This window comes from Streptomyces sp. NBC_00683, assembly GCF_036226745.1.
In the GTDB taxonomy this organism is placed as follows: Bacteria; Actinomycetota; Actinomycetes; order Streptomycetales; family Streptomycetaceae; genus Streptomyces.
The window spans coordinates 546,204-564,575 of record NZ_CP109013.1 but is presented as its reverse complement, the minus strand read 5'-3'; the positions used below and the strand labels follow the sequence as shown (position 1 = coordinate 564,575).

Below are 18,372 nucleotides of genomic sequence, written 5' to 3'. Positions count from 1 at the left end.
TGGTACTCAACCGGGGCCGCCGCGATGCTGGACGTATGAGTCACAGCACAGCGAACAGCGCTGCCCCCTCCGTCACCACCATGCGTGCCATCAGCCAGAACACCTACGGAACCCCGGATGTCCTCGAGGAGGTCAGCCTGCCGCGGCCCGTCCCCGGACCGAGCCAGATCCTGGTGGCCGTCCGCGCGGCAGGCGTCAACCCCACCGACTGGAAGCACCGGGAGGGCGGCCTCTTCCTCGACCGCCTGCCGCTCGTACTCGGCTGGGACGTCTCCGGGACCGTCGAAGCCGTCGGCTACGGCGTCACCCTCTTCAAGCCCGGTGACGAGGTCTTCGGGATGCTTCCGTACCCGTACGGTCTGGGGTCCCACGCCGAGTACGTGACGGGCCCGGCGCGGGCCTTCGCCCACAAGCCCGCCGGTATCGACCACATCCAGGCCGGAGCCCTCCCGCTCGCCGCTCTCACCGCGTACCAGGCACTCGTCGACACCGCCGGCGTCAGCGCCGGGCAGCGGGTCCTCGTCCACGCGGCCGCCGGCGGCGTCGGCCACCTCGCCGTCCAGATCGCCAAGGCCCGCGGCGCCCACGTCATCGGTACCGCGAGCGGCGCCAAGCACGACTTCGTGCGCTCACTCGGAGCGGACGAAGTGATCGACTACCGCAGCGTCGACTTCGCCGAAGTGGTCCAGGACATCGACGTCGTCCTCGACCCCATGTCCGGGGACACCCGCGCCCGCTCCCTCGGAGTCCTGCGCCCCGGCGGCATTCTCGTCTCCCTGCTGCCGGGCACCGACCCGGACGAGGCGGCCCGGGCGGCCCAGCTGGGCGTACGTGTCGAGACCCTGCTCGTCGAGGCGGACCGGGCCGGTATGGAGGCGATCGCGGACCTCGTGGAAGCGGGCTCCCTGCGTGCCCACATCGAGGCCGCCTTCCCGCTCGCCGAAGCGGCGAAGGCCCACGCCCTCGGAGAGACCGGCCGGACCACCGGCAAGATCGTGCTGGTCGTCGGGTCCCAGGACGTCTGACCGGGCGGCGCGGCCGTGGACGGACCGGTTTCCGGCCGCGGCCGCGCGCACGACCGGTCCGCCCCGTCGACAGGCCGCCCGGATTCAGGTTAGCGTTACCTAAGTTCCGACCGGTCGCCTGCCATCCGAGCGGCGGACAGCCCTGCCCAAGTGCCGGGCACGGACCACGAGATGGCCGGGACCTGCGACGACCGGTGACTGACTGCCCATGCTCTGTACGAGGCTGACGAACGCGCACATCCTCACCATGGACCCGGACCGCCCCGTCGCCCGCGAACTGGGCGTCTGGCACGGCCTGATCGTGGGACTCGACGACGAGGTGGCCGCCCTCCCCGCACGTGAGGTCATCGATCTCCAGGGCGCCACCGTCCTGCCCGGGTTCATCGACAGTCACGTACACCTGGCCTGGACCGGCCTCAGGGCGAGCACGCCCAGTGTGGCCCCGTGCGAGCGGGTCGAGGATGTCCTCGCCGTCGTCGCGGAGGCCGTCTCGCGGACGTCCGCGCCCGGTGCCTGGGTCGACATCGCCGGCTACGACCAACGGGCCCTGGGACGCCATCTGACCGCCGCCGAACTGGACCGGGTCAGCCAGGGCCGCAAGGTGTTCCTGATGCACGACTCCGGACACGCCTGCGTGGTCAACAGCGCGGTCCTGGAGCTCCTTCCGGACGGATTGCCGCAGCAGGAGGGCTTCCTGGCGGAGAGCGCCATGACCGCCGCCAGGAGACTGCGCCTGCCGTACTCCCAGGAGGAGCTCGCCGACGCGATCGAGTACGCGGCCCGAGGCTGTCTCGCCGAGGGCATCACCGCCTGCGCGGAGGCGGGCATCGGGGGAGGCCTCCTGGGCAACAGCCCGGTCGAAGCCGGGGCGTACCAACTCCTCCGGGAGCAGGGCCGGCTGCCCCTGAGGGTTCAGCTCATGGCCGCGGGAGACACCCTGCGGTCACGCGACGCGCACCGCGACGACGGCATCCCGCGCGCCCTCGACCTGGGCCTGCGCACCGGGTTCGGCGACGACTGGCTCTCGCTGGGGGCGCTCAAGATCTACACCGACGGCGGCATGATGGCGCGCACCGCGGCGCTCACCTCCCCGTACGAGGGCATGACCCACACCGGGCAGCTCCAGGACGACCCCGACCGTCTCGCCGACCTCATCGTGGACGGCCACCTCGCCGGCTGGCAGCTCGCGGTCCACGCCATCGGCGACCGTGCCGCCGACCTGGCACTGGACGCGCTGGAGCGGGCGCAGAGCCTGAGGCCCCGGCCGGACGCGCGCCACCGCATCGAGCACGCCGGACTGATCCGGCCCGACCAGCTGCCGCGCTTCGCCCGCCTCGACGTGAGCGCCGTGATCCAGCCCAACTTCCTCCGCTACTTCGGCGACGACTACGCGGCCGTCATGGGGGAGGAGCGGGCGGCGTGGATGTACCGGGGCCGGGGATTCCTCGACCACGGCGTCACGCTCGTGGGCAGCTCCGACCGGCCCGTCACGGACGGTTCGCCGTTGCGCGCGATCCAGTTCATGGTCGAGCGGGCCTCCACCTCCGGCCTGCTGATCGGACCGGACGAGGGCATCACCGTCGACGAGGCCCTGCGTGCCTACACCGTCGCCGGTGCCCACGCCTGCCGGTGGGACGACACCGCCGGCACCCTCACCCCGGGCAGACGCGCCGACCTGGTGGTACTCGGGGACGATCCGAGGCGCGTCGCACCTTCGCGGATCGGGGACATCGAGGTCGTGGCCACGTACGTGGCCGGCCGTGACACCAAGGAGACGGGAAAGCCGTGAGTGAGCGAACGAAAGCGCCCGAACGATGGGCGGGGCTGTGGCAGACGCCGGCACCGGCCGCCCGGTGGGTCATCTGGAACACGGACGGGGCGAGCATGGTCTTCGACAGGGAGCTCAACATGCCCGCCGAGGTGGCCGACTCGGACCTGCGTGAGGTCCTGCGCAGAATGCGTGAGGCCGGCGCACCCGAGGACGACGAGTATCCGGGCCGGGCGTGCGCCTGAGGGCTGTCCCGAAACTGCTGGTCGCCTCGTGCTCCCTGCCACCCCGTTGATCCCAACCAAGTCGCACGCGGGCCGGATACACTCCGGTGCGCTCAGTGATCATGGATCACGCGCGCGTATGCAGGGGTGGAGGCGCTGGGGAGCGATACCCGGCAACTCGTGCGGGGGGAGGTACGGCCCGCCGTGTCCCGAAGGCGCGGCGACGATCCTCTCCCTCGCCTTTCTCCTGACGTTCGTCGGCGACGGCCTGGGGATGTTCGCCTTCAGCGGTTCCGGGTCGGTTCGCTTCGGTGGGCGTGCCGTGGTCGTACTGGCGGTCAGCGCGGCCGTTTCCCTGTGGCCTGGCTGGCAGTTGTTGTCCTGGATGACAGGTTCCTAGATCCTGCGCGCTTCGATCAGGTCTCCGGGGCGCCGTCCGTCCACCTGCCCGGCATCGATCAGTCACTCGACGAATGCGCGCGACACTCGGCCTCAGCCTCGACACCAGCGGCCCGCAGCCGAAGGGCGAGAAGAGTCATCTCGGGCATCGTCCCTGCGAACGTGCCGGCCCGGATCTGCTGGAGCGTCCTCTTCGTCCGGGCCAGGTCTCCGCCGACCTCGGCGCGCAGAACCTTCATCACGAGGACCGGACTGGCGAGAGGATCACCGAGTACGAGCCGTGCCTCGCCGTGCTCGGCCAGAAGACGCCGGCGCAAGTCGTCCGGTACGGAACCTCCTCCTGGCCCGCACTCGTACAGAGCGTCGCCACAGACGGAGCAGTGGTAGCCGATGTCCCATTCAAGGCTGTGCCCGACCAACGCCTGAACGCCGACGCACTCCATCTCCGAGCCGCAGCCCGAACACAGTCCCGGGTACCTGACAGACGCGATCAGCACGGCTTGTCCCCTCCACTGGCACGATCTGGACGACCCGGACTCCCGGGCCCTGAGGTTGATAGGCAAGCTATAGCGGCCCACCGGGCCCCGCCTTGCTCGTCGACCGCGGCCACCGGGTAATCCGGTTGCTCCGTCCCTACGCCTCCGGCAGAGTCCTGGTCATGACCGCCTTCACCGCGCATGACGGGACCAAGCTTGCCTACCATGCGTTCGGGGAGGGCGCTCCGGTGCTCTGCCTGCCCGGCGGACCGATGCAGGACTCCGTCTACCTCGGGAACCTCGGCGGCCTCACCGCGCACCGGCAGTTGATCATGCTGGACCTGCGCGGAACCGGACAGTCGGCCGTACCCGAGGACGTCTCCTCCTACCGCTGCGACCGGCTCGTCGACGACGTCGAATCCCTGCGCGTCCACCTGGGTCTCGACACGGTGGACGTCCTCGCGCACTCGGCAGGCGTCAATCTGGCCGCGCTGTACGCGGAGTGCCACCCGGAGCGCGTCGGCAGACTCGCGCTGATCGCGCCGAGCGTCATGGCCGTCGGCATCACGATCACGGGTGAACTCCGGCGCGGGACGGCGCTGCTCCGTCGGGACGAGCCATGGTTCCCCGAGGCCTTCGCCGCCCTGGAAGCGATCGTTGCCGGCAACGCGACGTCCGAAGCGTTCGAGGCCATCGCGCCGTTCTTCCACGGCCGCTGGGACGAAGCGGCCCGGGCGTTCAGGGCTGCGGAGGACGGGCAGAAGAACGCGGAGGCGGCGGGCTTGTTCGCTGCCGAGGGCGCCTTCGACCCGGACGCCACGCGGGCGGCGCTCGCCCGGTTCACCGCGCCGGTCCTCCTGCTGGCCGGGGAGGTCGACCTGAACTCCCCTCCGCCCGCCGTGGCCGAGTTCGCCGGTCTGTTCCCGCACGCCGAGCTGGTCGTTCAGCCCGAGGCCGGGCACTTCCCGTGGCTCGACGACCCCGGCACGTTCGTGGCGACCACCGCGGCATTCCTCGGATGACGGGCGCCGCACCGCTGATCACGCCGTGGCGTCGGTCGGTTCCTCGTCGGAATGGATGATCGAGACCTCGAGCTTGCGCAGCAGTCGCGCCAGCTGGCGGCACTCGGACGGTGAGAGCCCGCTGAGCATCCGGCGTTCGTTGTCGAGGTGCTCCGAGAACACGGTGTCCACCGTCGACAGACCCTTGTCCGTGAGACGGGAGTAGACGACCCGGCGGTCGTCGGAGTCCCGTTCGCGGACGATGAGGCCGTCCTTCTCCAGGCGGTCGATCCGCAGCGTCACTCCTGCCGATGACACCAGTCCGGTGTCCGCGAGCTGTCCGGCCGTCAGCCGGTAGGGAGCTCCGGACCGCCGAAGGGCGGTCAGCACATCGAAGCCGGCCACGGACAGGCCGTGACGCTCGATCGATGCCGTCAGCCTGGTGCTGTAACGCAGGAAGGAACGGTGGAGGCGCGCGAGGACCTCGAGCGGACTGGTGTCCAGCTCGGGGCGTTCGCGCGCCCAGTCCTCGATCACGTTCGCGACGGCGTCCCGGTCCACCGGCCTCGATGCAGCCATGCCCATCCCCTCGTACAGCGCCCGCCAGCTTCTCACGGCACTGAGAATCTTACCGCTGAGGCGATGGGCCGGACCGGGGGAGGGGCCGCGCAGCCCGAATCACCTGCGGGAACGTCGCCTCAGCAGCTGGATCACCACGACGGTGACGAGCACCGCTGCCGTCGGCACGGCAGCCTTCCTGAGCAGCACGGGCAGTACCGCCGCTCCGAGGTCCACCGCCTCCGGCTCGGGCGAGTGGGCGGGCGACCCCACGGCACCCGTCGTCGCCGTGACGGAAGCGGAGCCCCCGGAGTCCCGCAGCAGCTCTTCGAGACGGGTGGCGAACTGCTGGACGATGCGGTCGCCGACCTCGGTCATGATGCCCCGGCCGAACTGCGCGGGGCGGCCGGTGATGTCGAGGTCCGTACGTACGCGCACCCGGGTGCCGAGCGGGTCGGCGGCCAGCGTCGCGGTGACCGTGGCCGACGCGGTACCCGAGCCCCGGGTCTCGCTCCCGCTGAGGTCGAGGTGCATCGAACGGGCGGACCCGTCGCGGCTGACGGTGCCCTCACCGCGGTAACTCATCTGCACCGCGCCGACCTTGACCTTGACGCGGCCGGTGAACGAGTCACCGTCGAGGGTGTCCAGCACGGCGCCGGGCATGCACGGTGCGACCCGGCCGAGGTCGAGGAACAGCTTCCAGGCGTCGTCGGGACCTGCCGGGACGGTGAAGGAGTGGTCGAGCTGCATGGGGTGTCCAATCGGAGGAGCTGCCGGCCGGGGCCGGATTCAGGTGCGGAACGAGCTCGGGCTCAGGTGCGGTCGGCCGTACGGATCAGGTCACGGACCCGGCTGGGGGAGAGCGGTCCTCGGCGTACGACCACACCGAAGGGGCGCAGCGCGTCTTCGACGGCGCCGGCCAGCACCGCCTGCGGGGCGATCGCGCCGCCCTCACCGAGTCCCTTGACCCCGAGATCGTTCATGGGACTGGGGGTGAAGGTCTCGTCCATGTCGAGGTCGGGTATCTCCGAGGACGTGGGCACCAGATAGTCCATGTACGTGCCGGTGCGGGGCTGGCCGTCGGGGCCGTAGACCATCTCCTCGTACAGGGCACCGCCGATCCCCTGAGCGATGCCGCCGGTGACCTGTCCCTCCGCGATCATCGGGTTGACGATGTTGCCCGCGTCGTGGACGACGACATAGTGCAGGATCTCGATGCCGCCGGTGTGCGCGTCGACCTCGACGACCGCCGCATGTGCTCCGGCCGAGACCGCGAAGCCCGGTGGGCGGAAGTGCACGGTCTCGCTGATCTCGGTCCCGTACCGTCCGTCGACGGGTTCCGGGGTGCCGGGCAGCGGGGCCCGCCCGGCCAGCTCCGCCAGACCGATGGACGGGCCGCCCGGCTCCTTGGACGTCACGACGCCGTCGCTCAGGCCGAGGCCGTCCGCGTCGACGCCGAGACGGCGCGCCGCCGCTTCGACGATCTTCTCGCGAACCAGCCGGCCAGCTCGGTGGGTGGCGTTGCCCGCGTTGACCAGGGCCCGGCTGGCGATGGTGCCCACACCGAACGGGGTGGCTTCCGTGTCGCCGCCGACCACGTCGATGACGTCGAACGGCACCCCTATGGCGTCCGCGGCGATCTGTGCCATGGACGTGCGGTGCCCCTGCCCCTGGGAGGGGGCACCGATGGCGAGGCGCACTCTGCCGCTGGGGGCGATGTCGATCCGGGCGGTCTCGAACGGTCCGAGGCCGGTGGCTTCGATGTACATGGCGAATCCGATGCCGACGTGCTTTCCGTCCCGGGCGCCTGCGCGCTGCCGTGCGCGTACCCCCTGGACATCGGCCTTGGCCACGGCGCGGCGCAGCAGCTCGGGATAGTCCCCGGAGTCGTACGTCTGCGGTCTGCCCGAGCGGTCCACGAGTCCGGTCGCGTACGGCATCGCGTCGGGCCCGACAAGGTTGCGTGCCCGCAACTCCTCGGGCTCGATGCCCAGTTCCGCGGCCAGCCTGTCCATCGCGCGTTCCATGGCGAAGACCGTCTCCGGGCGTCCGGCTCCCCGGTAGGGCGTGGCGAACGTGGTGTTGGTGAGCACACCGACCACGTCGATGTCCACGTTGGGGATGCGGTACGGGCCCAGCAGATGGCACAGCGAGTTGTACGGCACGACGAGGCCGGTCATGTTGTAGGCGCCGAAGTTGACGGTGATCCGGTCGCGTACGGCGATGATCAGGCCCTCGGAGTCCGCGGCGAGTTCGATGCGGTGGATCTGCTCACGGGCGTGGGAGGAGGCGGTGAGGTTCTCGTTGCGGTCCTCGCGCCACAGCACGGGGCGGCCGATGCGGCGGGCGGCATGGGGGACGATGAGTTCCTCGACGTAGAGGATGCCCTTCTGGCCGAAACCGCCGCCGACGTCGGCCGCGATGACGTGGACGGCGGCGGGCTCCAGGCCGAGGGTGTGGGCGATGGCGTCGCGCAGCCGGTGGGGGGTCTGGGTGCCCGACCAGACGGTCAGCCGGCCGCTGTACGGATCGACCTGGGCCGAGATCGCGCGGGTCTCGATCGGAGAGGCGACGTACCGGTGGGCCTCGAACCGCTCGCTCACCACGGCGTGCGCGCGGGCGAACGCCGTGTCCGGGTCGCCGGCACGGGCGGCGACGGTGACCGCTGTGTTGTCGGGCAGCTCCTCGTGCAGCAGAGGCGCGTCCGGGGTCAGGGAGCGCTCGGGGTCGACGAGCACGGCCAGCGGGGAGTAGCGCACGTCGACGAGTTCCAGGGCGTCCTCGGCGAGGTAGCGGTTCTCGGCGAAGACCACGGCGACGGGCTGGCCGACGTAGAGGACCTTGTCAGCGGCGAGCAGCGGCATGGGAGTCATGCGGACCACCGGGTCGAGGAGTTCGGCGAGCCCCGGCGGGGTGCGCAGTTCCTCCTTGTTCAGCATCGCGGGAAGGTCCGCCACGTCGTCGCCGGTCCACACGGCGACGACGCCGGGCGCGGCCAGCGCCGCGCTCACGTCGACGGAGTCGATGCGGGCGTGGGCGTGCGGACTGCGCAGGAACGCGGCCTCGACGGCGGCGGGCAGGGCGATGTCGTCGACGTAGCGGCCGTTGCCGCGCAGCAGCCGGTCGTCCTCGACGCGCGGAACGGAACGGCCGATCCAGCTCCCGTCGCCGTGCGGGTGAGGGTGGGAATCGTGGGACATGCTGGTCACTCCCCGAATCGCTCGTCGAGTGCCCGGCACACGGCACGGCGGATGTTGCGGTAACCGGTGCACCGGCACAGGTGCCCGCTGAGTGCGTCGGCGACCTGTTCCCCGTCCGGGCGGTCGGACTGCTCGGTGAGGGCGGTCGTCGTCATCACGAACCCGGGCGTGCAGAAGCCGCACTGCATGCCGTGGCACTCGTGGAAGGCCTGCTGCACGGAAGTGAGAGGGGCGTCGCCGGGGGCGAGGCCCTCGACCGTGCGGATCTCGGTGCCCCGGCACTGCACGGCCAGAATCAGGCAGGTACGCACCGGTTCGTCGTCGACAAGGACGGTGCAGGCCCCGCAGACCCCGTGCTCGCAGCCGACGTGCGTGCCGGTCAGACCGAGCCGGTCGCGCAGGAAGTCGCTGAGGAGCAGCCGGGACTCGACCTGGGCGGTGACCGGCCGGCCGTTGACGGTGAGGGAGATCTCGTGCCAGGCGGAGGGCTCGGCGAGCGGCGGCGTACGGGCCGCGAGCGGAGTGGGGACGGACGGGGTCATCAGCAGCGCTCCCAGGCGGTGGTGCAGGCGCGGACGAGGAGATGGGCGGCGCCTTCGCGCCGGTACTCGGCGGTGGCATGGATGTCGTCGGAGGGGGCGAGCCCGGCCAGCACGGTGCCGGCTGCCGCTGCGAGGGCCTGCCCGCCGGCATCGCTGCCGACAAGCGCGTTCTCGGTGGCGACCAGCCGTACGGGGACGGGGGCCGCGCCGCTGAAGACCACACGGGCGGTCCGGACGGTGCCCGTCCCGGGGCTCCGTTCCAGAACGACGGCCACGCCGACGGTGGCGAAGTCGCCGTGTCTGCGGGTCAGTTCCTCGAACGCCCAGCCGTGATCCGCCGGGAGCGGGGGGAACACCACCTCGGTGAGCAGTTCGTCCGCCTCGACGGCGGTGGAGAAGGTCGCGACGAAGAAGTCCTCGGCGGTGACGGTACGGGTGCCGCGTGGCCCGGTGATCACGAACCGGGCGTCCAGCGCGAGGGCCGCGGTGGGCAGCTCGGCAGCCGGATCGTGGTGGGCGAGACTGCCGCAGACGGTGCCGCGGTTGCGGATCTGCGGGTGGCCGATCCGCTCGATCGCGGCAGCCAGCAGCGGCCAACCGTCCCGTAGCGCCGGGTCGGCGGCGGCGCGGGCCTGCCGCACGGCTGCTCCGATGCGGAGGTTGCCCTCCGCGTCGACGTGAAGACGTCCGAGCTCCGGGATGCGGGTGATGTCGACGAGCACCTCGGGTCTGGCGAGGCGCATGTTCAGCATGGGGATCAGGGACTGGCCGCCCGCCACGACCTTGGCTTCCCGCTCCTCGTCGGCGAGGAGGGCGACCGCCTCGCCGACGGTGCTGGGGGCGGTGTAGTCGAAGGATGAGGGTTTCAACCTGCTGCCACCGGTCCTCTCTGGTCGTCGTCGCGCCGTTCCGTTCGACACGTACAGATCTATCTAGTACCTAAAATGATTTACACTAAAGTTTCTTCTTGGCAAGAGGCTGTCCGAGATTTCCCGATCCGGGATTCCTAGTCCGAGGTGAGCGACATGCGACACGTCATCGACCAGGCAGTCGCCTGGCAGCGCTCCGGAACCCGCTTCGCGATGGCGACCGTCCTGCGGACCTGGGGCTCGGCGCCGCACGCGCCGGGCGCGTCGATGCTGGTGTCCGAGGGCGGCCGTATCGTCGGCAGCGTCTCCGGCGGCTGCGTCGAAGCCGCCGTCTGTGCGATCGCGGAGGAGGTGCTCGCGGGCGCCGCCCCGACCGTCGAGCGCTGGGGGGTCGGCGACGAGGACGCCTTCGCGGTGGGTCTGACCTGTGGCGGCACGATCGAGGTGCTGATCCGTGAGGTGGGGCCCGAGGTGCCGCTCGGCCGTGTCGCCGCCGATCTGGCGGCCGGCGTGCCGGTGGCTCTCGTGACTCCCCTCGACGGCGGCGGACTGGCCGTCGGTGGTGGGACGGTGACCGGCTCCCTGGGTGACCCGCATGCGGACCGAGCGGCGGTCCTGGCCGCCGACGGCATGCTGGGACGGGCCGCAAGTGGGCTCGTGACCAGCGGAAACGCTGCGGCCGACGGCGCTGCCTGCGTGCCGGAGCGGGAGCTGCTGGTGCAGTCGTTCGCGCCACGGCCGCGGTTGCTGATCTTCGGTGCGGCCGAGTTCGCCCGGCCCCTGGCGGGCATCGGCGCCGCGCTCGGACACCGCGTGACGGTCTGCGACGCCAGGCCCGCCTTCGCGGCGCCCGAGCGCTTTCCCGGCGCCGACGAGGTGGTCACCGACCGGCCCGAGCGCTGGTTCCGCACCCAGGAGGCTCTGGTCGACCCGGGAACCGCGGTGATCGTGCTGACCCACGACCACCGCTTCGACGTGCCGGTCCTCGCGCTCGCGCTGCGCAGCCGCGCCGGATACGTGGGCGCCATGGGCAGCCGCCGTACGCATCAGGACCGGCTCGAACGGCTGCGTGCGGCCGGTACGACCGACGCGGAGTTCGCGCGCCTGCGTTCGCCGGTCGGCCTGGATCTCGGCGGCCGGGGACCCGAGGAGACGGCCGTGTCGATCATGGCCGAGATCGTCGCGGTGCGGCGCGGCGGCACCGGACTGCCGCTCACCTTCCGGACCGGTCCCGTCCACACAGTGTGACCAGTTTTGAACGACTGTTTTTATGAACACTCGTTTAATGTGAGGGCTGTGGATCCAGAGAGCAAGGGCCGCCGACGAGCGGCCGGAAGTCCCGCCCCCGATGGGCAGTCGGCGGCAGCGCCGCGCCGCCCCGGCTCCCATGACCCGGAAGGCAATCGCCGCGCGGTCCTCGATGCCGCCCGCCGGCTGTTCGGCGCGCACGGCTACAAAGGTGTCGGGGTCCGCGCCATCGCGGCCGAGGCCGGGGTGACACCCGGCCTGGTGATGGCGTACTTCGGTACCAAGGACGGTCTGTTCCGCGAGGCGGTCGGGAGCGGAGCGGGTGTCACCGGCGATGTGCTCGGGGCAGGCGCCACGGGCGATCTGCCGGCCGCCCTTGCCCAGGCCTACCTGGAACGCTGGGACCGGCTGCCGGCCGACGATCCCTGGCCGGCGCTGATCCGCTCGGCGGTCAGTCACCCGCCGAGTGCCGAACTGCTGCGCACGATCCTGGACAAGCAGGTCGGCGAACCGCTCGCGCGGCTGCTCGGCGACTCGGCCGAGGCGGAGGTGCGCATCGCCATGATCCGCAGCGTCCTCTTCGGCGTGATCATGGAACGCTATGTCTTCGCGCACGATCCGGCGGTCTCCGTCCCGACCGGGGACCTCGCCCCCGCGCTGACGGACGTGCTCACCACCGCCTTCGGCGACGCCCTCCGCCCCGCCCGCGGACAGGAACGCGGGGCAGAGGGTGCGGGCGGGGCCGCGTCCACCCGCCCCGAGAGGCCGGGGACCGAACGCCCGGAAGCCGGACGTCCGGAGGTCCCGCGCCCGGAAACGCGGCGGCCCGCGCCGACACCCCCGGGCGCGGACGACTCCGCCCCGTCCCTGTTCGACAGGCTGAGCGAGTGCGCCCGGCGTCATCAGGAGCTCGTCGGCAGGACCGTCCGCGAGTACGGCATCAGTCTGCCCGCCTACGAGGTGCTCGCCACGCTGCGCGACGCGGGTGAGCCCTACCGCCGGACGATGGGCGAGGTGGCGGCCGCGGGTGCCGTCCGTGCGGGCGGCCTCACCCAGCACGCGGACCGTCTCGAGGCGGTGGGCCTGATCCGGCGGGAGCGCGACAACGACGACCGCCGGATCGTCCGGCTGTGCCTCACCCCGGAGGGCATCGCACTGTCCGACCGGGTCTCTGCCGCACGGTCGGCCCAGGAGCACGAGCTGCTCGCCGGGTTCGGGCCTGCGGACCGGCGCCGGCTGTCGGGGCTGCTCGGCGCCCTGGGGAAAACGCTCGGGGCCGGTGTCCCGGAGCAGTGATCACTGCTCCGGGACACCGGCCCCTCACGTGGAACGCCGGGCGTGTCAGGAGTTGAGCTCCTCCAGCGTCCTGTTCTTGGTCTCGATCGCGAACCAGGCGATCGCGGCGCCCACCGCGGCCACCACGGCGAGCTGCGCGAAGACGAGCCCGAGGCTGCCGCCCGCTCCGATGATCGCGCCCACCGTTATGGGGCCGAGGATGACGCCGCACCGGTTCCACAGGCCACCGAACGCCGCCCCCTTGGCCCGGTTGGCCGTCGGGTACAGCTCGGGGGAGTACAGGTAGAGACCCGCGTTGATCGCGTACAGGAAGAACGTCGTGCACGAGGCGAACACCGCGACCTGGCCGCCCGAGGTCGCACCGAGCAGGGCGAGCACGCCGAGCGAGAGCACGGTGCCGACGAGGGCGCTGATCAGGGCGGGCCTCCGGCCGATGCGGTCGATCACCATGGCCATGATGAACGTGCCGAGCAGACCGGTGATGTTGCTCAGCAGGGTGTAGACGAGCGCGGTGGTCAGATCCAGGCCGAACTGCTTCGTGTAGAGCGACGGCAGCCAGGTGGAGATGCCGTGGTTCACGTAGTAGGCAACGAACCACAGACCTGACAGGACCGCCGTACGCCGCAGGTAGCGGCCCTGGAACAGGTCGCGCAGACGCCCCTGGGAGGCCTCGTCGGGCGCGCCGGCGGCCGGTGCGGGCAGCGGCTCGGCGGTGACGCGGGCGACCTCGGCCTCGATGAGGCTGATGGCCTCCTCGGCCTCCTGGGTACGTCCACGGGCCAGCAGCCAGCGCGGGGATTCCGTGACGTGGCGCGGAAGTGCGGCGGCGATCAGCACCGGGAGACCGCCGATGACGAACATCGCGCGCCATCCGAAGTTCGGGACCACCCAGACGGCGAGCAGGGTGGCGGCCGCCAGTCCGGCAGGGAAGATCATCTCGTACAGCAGGACGAAGCGGCCCCGCTTGTCGGAGCGGGCGATCTCGTTGATGTACGTGGCCGCTACGGGCACGACACCGCCGATGCCGAGCCCCTGGACGAACCGGAACAGCGAGAAGGTCTCGATGCTGCCCGAGAAGGCGACGGCAAGGCTGGCTAGACCGGTGATCGCAACGCCCAGGGCGACGGTGCGCACCCGGCCGATGCGGTCGCCCAGCCAGCCCGCGGCGATGGCGCCGAGCAGCATGCCGATCGAGGCGGAGGTCACGGCGAAGGTGGCCTGCCCGGTGGTCAGGTTCCATTCCTTCATCAGGACGGGCAGTGCGGAGGCGGCCAGCAACTGGTCGAACGCCTCGAAGAACGTGACGGCGCCGATCAGGAACCGGACTTTGACGTGCCAGCGCGATTGCGGCAGTCGTTCGAGTCTCGCGGCTATGGAGCCGAGGGCTGGCTTGCCGGCCACAGTCGTCATGGAGGGGTTCCTTCCGCGGGCAGAGCAGTTGCGGAGACAGTAGGTTCCAGTATCTAAGCGGTCAATGGTTAAGAGCTTAGGAATCTTGTTTCCAGCAACTTGGTGTTCATCATCGACGCCATCGATGGCGTGCTCAAGGCATGGAAGGCAACGATTTCGCCCTGGGCCCTTGCGGAAGAATAGTTAAGCGCTTAGATTTCTAGCACTTCGACGGTTCCCGGTGGCGGAACGCACCCCGTGCTTCCTCACCCGCGGCCCAGCCCTGCCCGCCCCCTCGCCCGGAGGTACACCCGTGCCGCACATCCCCACCGACATCCTGATCGCGGGCCAGTGGCGACGCGGAGCGGGCGAGTTGCTCGACACCGTCGACCCGGCGACCGGCCGCGTCCTCGCCACCGTCCACACCGCCTCGGCCGACGAGGTCGACGAAGCGGCCGAAGCTGCGGCGAAGGCAGCGGCGGACCCGGCCTGGCGGGACCTGCTCGCCCACGAGCGCGCCCGGCTGCTGCACCGCATCGCCGAGCTGACCGAGCAGGCGGCGGACGACCTCGCCGCACTGCAGACCGCCGACACCGGCAAGACGCTCACCGAGACCCGCGCCCTCGCGCTCAGTGCGGCAGGCACCTTCCGCTACATGGCGGCAGCCCTGGAGAGCGCCGAGGACTCGGTCACGCCGTCCCGCGGCCCGTACGTCACGATGAGCGCGTACGAGCCGCTGGGCGTCGTCGGCGCCATCAACCCCTGGAACTCTCCCGTCGCCAGCGACGCGCAGAAGATCGCGCCCGCGCTCGCCGCCGGGAACGCGGTCCTGCTCAAGCCGGCTGCCTGGACACCCCTCGTCTCCCTCGCCCTCGGCCGCCTGATCACCCAGGCCCTCGAGGAGTTCGGTCTGCCCACCGCCCTGCTGTCGGTGCTCCCGGGCAGCGGGCGGGTGGTCGGTGACGCCGTCGTCCGCCACCCCCTCGTCGCCCGCATCGGTTTCACAGGCGGTACGGAGACCGGCCGGTCCATCGCCACGCTCGCCGCCCGCAAGCTCATCCCTGTATCCCTGGAGCTCGGAGGCAAGTCGCCGACGATCGTGCGCGCCGACGCCGACATCGAGCAGGCCCTGGCCGGCGTGCTGTTCGGGATCTTCTCCTCCAGCGGCCAGTCCTGCATCGCCGGCTCCCGGCTCTTCGTGGCCCGGGAGATCTACGACTCCTTCGTCGGTGAACTCGTCGAGCGCGTCCGCAAGCTGCGCGTCGGACCCGGCACCGAGCCGGGCACCCAGGTCGGCCCCCTGGTGCACCACAGCCACCGTGACTCCGTCGCCGCCTACGTCGACCTCGCCCGCTCCGAGGGCGCACGGGTCCTGTGCGGAGGCTCGGCGCCCGAGGGCGAGCGGTACCGGGACGGCGCGTACTACCTGCCGACCGTCCTGGAGGGACTGCCCAACACCTCCCGCACCTGCCAGGAGGAGATCTTCGGGCCCGTCCTGGTCGCCCTGCCCTACGACGACGAGGACGACCTGGTCCGCCAGGCCAACGACTCCATCTACGGGCTGGCCTGCGGCATCTGGACCCGGGACCTGCGAGCCGCCTGGCAGCTCGCCCGCCGGATCGAGGCCGGCACGGTCTGGATCAACACGTACAAGCAGTTCAGCGCCTCCACCCCGTTCAGCGGATGGAAGGACAGCGGCCTCGGAACGGAGAAGGGCCGCGACGCGATCCGCGCCTACCAGCGCCAGAAGTCCCTGTACTGGGGCACCTCCGGCCACCCGCTTCCCTGGGCCGGCTGACCCGGCACGCACCGACGCCCGTCCGTCCGTCTGGAGAGACTGATGCACCAACCACCCCCCGGCCCGATCGCACGGCTCCGCTCACTTCGCTACGTCGAGCTGCACACCCCGGCCTTCACCGAGACCGCCGACTTCTACGAAGAGGTCTGGGGCCTGGAGACCGTCGAGTCCGACACCGGCGCCCGCTGGCTGCGCGGTACGGGCGACGAGCACCACGTCCTCCACCTGGCCGAGCGGGAGAAGGTCGGACTCGGCCGCCTCTCGTTCGCCGTCGCGACCCCTGCCGAGGTCGACGAGGCCGCGCGGCGCCTCGACGCACGCGGCATCGTCCCCGCCTTCGGGCCCGGTCCGCTGCACCAGGCCGGCGGCGGCTACGGGCTGCGGTTCACCGACCCCGAGGGACGTCTCATCGAGATCAGCGCCCAGGTCGAGGCGGTCGTTCCGCGTGGCCGGGACGGCGCGGTGCCCGTCGGGGTGACGCACGCCGTGCTCAACACCACCGACATCGACGCCGCCGTCACCTTCTACTGCGAGGTGCTGGGGCTGCGCGTCTCCGACTGGTCCGAGCACCAGATGGCGTTCCTGCGCTGCAACGCGGACCACCACTGCATCGCCTTCAACCAGGCCGAGTGGACCTCGCTCAACCACGTGGCGTACGAGATGACCTCGGTCGACCACTTCATGCGGGGCCTCGGCCGGCTCCGGCACCACGGCATCACCCCCCAGTGGGGGCCCGGCCGGCACGGCCCCGGGAACAACACCTTCTCCTACTTCACCGACCCGTCCGGGCTGGTCTGCGAGTACACCTCCGAGGTCGCCCAGATCGTCGAGGACGCCTGGATCGCCCGGGTGTGGCGGCGGGTGCCGGACCTGTCCGACCTGTGGGGGACGGCGGGACCGCCGTCCAAGGAGATCCGCTGCCACATGGCGGGCGCGCCGGACCCCGGCCCGCTCGCTCCCCTCGACGCCCAGGAGGCCACCGCATGAGCACCGTACGCAAGGTCGGCATCGTCGGCTGGGGCGCGATCGGCCGGGTCGTCGGCACCGCCCTCGCCGAAGGGCGGGTGGGCGGCGCCGAGCTGGTGTGCGTCGTCGACAACCGTCCGCTCGGCGAAGCCGCACCGGCGCGGCAGGCCACTTTCGAGGAGGCCCTGGAGACCTGTGACCTGATCGTCGAGGCCGCGGGCCAGGGTGTCGTACGGGAGTGGGGCGAGCGGGTGCTGGAATCCGGCACCGATCTGCTGATCGCCTCCACCGGAGCGCTGACCGACGAGGAGCTCGCGAAGCGGCTGCTCGCGGCGGGACCCGGCCGGGTGTACTTCACCGGCGGTGCCGTCGGGGGCCTCGACCTCCTCCAGGCGGCACGTTCCCTGGGGCCGCTCGACGAGGTGCGCCTCACCACCACGAAGCTCCCCTCCACCCTCGAACAGCCCTGGATGGACGAGGACCTGCTGGCCCGGATGCGGTCGGCGACCGGACCGGTCGTGGTCATGTCCGGCACCGCCCGCGAGGTCCCCGTCAAGTTCCCCAAATCGACGAACGTGGCCGCTTCGGTCGCGCTGGCCGTCGGCGACCTGGACGCTGTGCGGGTCCAGGTCGTCGCCGACCCGGCGGCGCACCGCACACGCCATCTGATCGAGGCGTCCGGCGCGCACGGTGCGTACCGCTTCGAGGTCGCCCACCTGCCCGACCCTGGCAATCCGGCCACCAGCCAGGTGGTGCCGTACGCGGTCCTGCGCAGCCTCGCCGCGCTGGCGGGACGGACGGGCCAGATCCTGTGAGCGCCCGCGCCGACGTCCACCCCGACGTCCATGTCGAAGAGGCCGGTGACCACGGCCCCCTGCTGCTGTGCCTGCACGGGATCGGCTCGTCGTCGGCAGCGTTCGCCCCGCAGCTGGCCGAACTCTCCTCGTACGCGAGGGTCGTGGCCTGGGACGCCCCCGGCTACGCGAAGTCGCCCGACCCGAAGGGCCCGCTCGGCCTGGACGACTACGCGGACGCGGCAGCCGCTCTCATCCGTGAGCGCGCCTCGACCGCGCACGTCCTCGGAGTGTCCTGGGGCGGTGTGATCGCGCTACGGCTCGCCTCACGCCACCCGGAGCTCGTCGCCTCGCTGATCGTCGCCGACTCCAGTGCGGGCTCCGGCACGGACGAGGCGAAGGCGAAGGGCATGCGGGCCCGGGCCACCGAGCTCGCCGAGCTCGGCCCGCGCGCCTTCGCCGAGGGACGCGGACCGCGGCTGGTGTCGCCGGGCGCCCCCGGCGAACTCGTGCGCCGGGTCGTGGACACGATGGCCGCCTCGGTACGGCTGCCGGGTTACGCGTACGCCGCCGAGTCCATGGCCGCCGCCGATCTGCGCGCCGAACTCCCCTCGATCGCCGCCCCCACCCTCGTGCTCTGCGGCGAGGAGGACCGGGTCACCGGCATCGACGCGAGCCAGGCCATCGCCGGAGCCATCCACAAGACCGCCTACGTGATCGTCAAGGACGCCGGTCACCTGGCCAACCAGGAGCAGCCGGGCCACTTCAACGCCTGGGTGCTCTCCCACCTCCGCATCACCGCATCCATCCCCGAGTAGG

17 protein-coding genes are annotated in these 18,372 nt (G+C 71.5%); 10 read left to right on the top strand and 7 right to left on the bottom strand.

The window, feature by feature from the left end; genetic code table 11:
• Window positions 1–80 precede the first annotated feature (80 nt).
• The 3 genes from OG257_RS02805 (at window position 81) to OG257_RS02795 (ending at window position 3,038) form a co-directional block, all read left to right on the top strand.
• On the top strand, window positions 81–1,025 hold the full coding sequence (locus tag OG257_RS02805) for an NADP-dependent oxidoreductase (RefSeq protein WP_329214870.1): 945 nt from the start codon (window positions 81–83) through the stop codon (window positions 1,023–1,025).
• A 208-nt stretch (window positions 1,026–1,233) separates the two neighbouring features.
• Window positions 1,234–2,814, top strand: a complete 1,581-nt coding sequence (locus tag OG257_RS02800) for an amidohydrolase (RefSeq protein WP_329204431.1) — start codon at window positions 1,234–1,236, stop codon at window positions 2,812–2,814.
• Entirely contained in the window at window positions 2,811–3,038 is a 228-nt protein-coding gene (locus tag OG257_RS02795) for a hypothetical protein (RefSeq protein WP_329204430.1), read from the top strand. Before OG257_RS02800 ends, OG257_RS02795 begins: the two co-directional genes overlap by 4 nt.
• 437 nt (window positions 3,039–3,475) lie before the next feature.
• On the opposite strand, the gene OG257_RS02790 is transcribed toward OG257_RS02795, so the two are convergent.
• Window positions 3,476–3,913, bottom strand: a complete 438-nt coding sequence (locus OG257_RS02790; RefSeq protein WP_329204429.1) for a hypothetical protein — start codon at window positions 3,911–3,913, stop codon at window positions 3,476–3,478.
• 161 nt (window positions 3,914–4,074) lie between these two features.
• Between OG257_RS02790 and OG257_RS02785 the strand changes: the two genes are divergently transcribed.
• Window positions 4,075–4,914: an alpha/beta fold hydrolase gene (locus OG257_RS02785; RefSeq protein WP_329204428.1), complete on the top strand. Its 840-nt coding sequence runs from the start codon at window positions 4,075–4,077 to the stop codon at window positions 4,912–4,914.
• A gap of 18 nt (window positions 4,915–4,932) precedes the next feature.
• On the opposite strand, the gene OG257_RS02780 is transcribed toward OG257_RS02785, so the two are convergent.
• The 5 genes from OG257_RS02780 to OG257_RS02760 all read right to left on the bottom strand — a co-directional run bounded on the left by OG257_RS02780 (window position 4,933) and on the right by OG257_RS02760 (window position 10,062).
• Window positions 4,933–5,478, bottom strand: a complete 546-nt coding sequence (locus tag OG257_RS02780) for a MarR family winged helix-turn-helix transcriptional regulator (RefSeq protein WP_329214867.1) — start codon at window positions 5,476–5,478, stop codon at window positions 4,933–4,935.
• 93 nt (window positions 5,479–5,571) lie between these two features.
• A complete protein-coding gene (locus OG257_RS02775) occupies window positions 5,572–6,201 on the bottom strand; it encodes an SRPBCC family protein (RefSeq protein WP_329204427.1) in 630 nt (209 codons plus the stop codon).
• A gap of 62 nt (window positions 6,202–6,263) precedes the next feature.
• Window positions 6,264–8,651 carry a xanthine dehydrogenase family protein molybdopterin-binding subunit gene (locus tag OG257_RS02770; RefSeq protein ID WP_329204426.1) on the bottom strand — a complete coding sequence of 796 codons (2,388 nt, stop codon included), beginning with the start codon at window positions 8,649–8,651 and terminating at the stop codon, window positions 6,264–6,266.
• Between the two features lie 5 nt (window positions 8,652–8,656).
• Window positions 8,657–9,193, bottom strand: coding sequence for a (2Fe-2S)-binding protein (locus OG257_RS02765; RefSeq protein ID WP_329204425.1), 537 nt, complete (start codon window positions 9,191–9,193; stop codon window positions 8,657–8,659).
• A complete protein-coding gene (locus OG257_RS02760) occupies window positions 9,193–10,062 on the bottom strand; it encodes an FAD binding domain-containing protein (protein ID WP_329204424.1) in 870 nt (289 codons plus the stop codon). The genes OG257_RS02765 and OG257_RS02760 overlap by 1 nt, the downstream gene beginning before the upstream one ends.
• A 156-nt stretch (window positions 10,063–10,218) precedes the next feature.
• Between OG257_RS02760 and OG257_RS02755 the strand changes: the two genes are divergently transcribed.
• Together OG257_RS02755 and OG257_RS02750 are read left to right on the top strand one after the other, a co-directional pair.
• The gene (locus OG257_RS02755; protein ID WP_329204423.1) at window positions 10,219–11,310 is read left to right on the top strand and encodes an XdhC family protein; all 1,092 of its coding nucleotides are present in this window, start codon (window positions 10,219–10,221) and stop codon (window positions 11,308–11,310) included.
• A gap of 48 nt (window positions 11,311–11,358) precedes the next feature.
• Window positions 11,359–12,606 (top strand): TetR/AcrR family transcriptional regulator, encoded by a 1,248-nt coding sequence (locus OG257_RS02750; RefSeq protein WP_329204422.1) that lies wholly within the window; start codon window positions 11,359–11,361, stop codon window positions 12,604–12,606.
• Between the two features lie 45 nt (window positions 12,607–12,651).
• On the opposite strand, the gene OG257_RS02745 is transcribed toward OG257_RS02750, so the two are convergent.
• Window positions 12,652–14,016, bottom strand: a complete 1,365-nt coding sequence (locus tag OG257_RS02745) for an MFS transporter (RefSeq protein ID WP_329204421.1) — start codon at window positions 14,014–14,016, stop codon at window positions 12,652–12,654.
• Window positions 14,017–14,278: 262 nt separating this feature from the next.
• Between OG257_RS02745 and OG257_RS02740 the strand changes: the two genes are divergently transcribed.
• Genes OG257_RS02740 through OG257_RS02725 form a run of 4 tightly spaced genes read left to right on the top strand, consistent with a single transcriptional unit; the run spans window position 14,279 to window position 18,371 of the window.
• The gene (locus tag OG257_RS02740) at window positions 14,279–15,793 is read left to right on the top strand and encodes an aldehyde dehydrogenase (protein WP_443054544.1); all 1,515 of its coding nucleotides are present in this window, start codon (window positions 14,279–14,281) and stop codon (window positions 15,791–15,793) included.
• 42 nt (window positions 15,794–15,835) lie between these two features.
• The gene (locus OG257_RS02735) at window positions 15,836–16,780 is read left to right on the top strand and encodes a VOC family protein (protein WP_329204419.1); all 945 of its coding nucleotides are present in this window, start codon (window positions 15,836–15,838) and stop codon (window positions 16,778–16,780) included.
• Window positions 16,777–17,574, top strand: a complete 798-nt coding sequence (locus OG257_RS02730; RefSeq protein ID WP_329204418.1) for an aspartate dehydrogenase domain-containing protein — start codon at window positions 16,777–16,779, stop codon at window positions 17,572–17,574. The genes OG257_RS02735 and OG257_RS02730 overlap by 4 nt, the downstream gene beginning before the upstream one ends.
• The gene (locus OG257_RS02725; protein WP_329204417.1) at window positions 17,571–18,371 is read left to right on the top strand and encodes an alpha/beta fold hydrolase; all 801 of its coding nucleotides are present in this window, start codon (window positions 17,571–17,573) and stop codon (window positions 18,369–18,371) included. The genes OG257_RS02730 and OG257_RS02725 overlap by 4 nt, the downstream gene beginning before the upstream one ends.
• Window position 18,372: the final 1 nt, after the last annotated feature.

Coding starts and splice junctions, on each gene's coding strand:
- OG257_RS02805 (WP_329214870.1), top strand. CDS start 81: ATGCGTGCCATCAGCCAGAACACCTACGGAACCCCGGATGTCCTCGAG.
- OG257_RS02800 (WP_329204431.1), top strand. CDS start 1,234: ATGCTCTGTACGAGGCTGACGAACGCGCACATCCTCACCATGGACCCG.
- OG257_RS02785 (WP_329204428.1), top strand. CDS start 4,075: ATGACCGCCTTCACCGCGCATGACGGGACCAAGCTTGCCTACCATGCG.
- OG257_RS02780 (WP_329214867.1), bottom strand. CDS start 5,478: ATGGGCATGGCTGCATCGAGGCCGGTGGACCGGGACGCCGTCGCGAAC.
- OG257_RS02775 (WP_329204427.1), bottom strand. CDS start 6,201: ATGCAGCTCGACCACTCCTTCACCGTCCCGGCAGGTCCCGACGACGCC.
- OG257_RS02770 (WP_329204426.1), bottom strand. CDS start 8,651: ATGTCCCACGATTCCCACCCTCACCCGCACGGCGACGGGAGCTGGATC.
- OG257_RS02765 (WP_329204425.1), bottom strand. CDS start 9,193: ATGACCCCGTCCGTCCCCACTCCGCTCGCGGCCCGTACGCCGCCGCTC.
- OG257_RS02755 (WP_329204423.1), top strand. CDS start 10,219: ATGCGACACGTCATCGACCAGGCAGTCGCCTGGCAGCGCTCCGGAACC.
- OG257_RS02745 (WP_329204421.1), bottom strand. CDS start 14,016: ATGACGACTGTGGCCGGCAAGCCAGCCCTCGGCTCCATAGCCGCGAGA.
- OG257_RS02735 (WP_329204419.1), top strand. CDS start 15,836: ATGCACCAACCACCCCCCGGCCCGATCGCACGGCTCCGCTCACTTCGC.
- OG257_RS02730 (WP_329204418.1), top strand. CDS start 16,777: ATGAGCACCGTACGCAAGGTCGGCATCGTCGGCTGGGGCGCGATCGGC.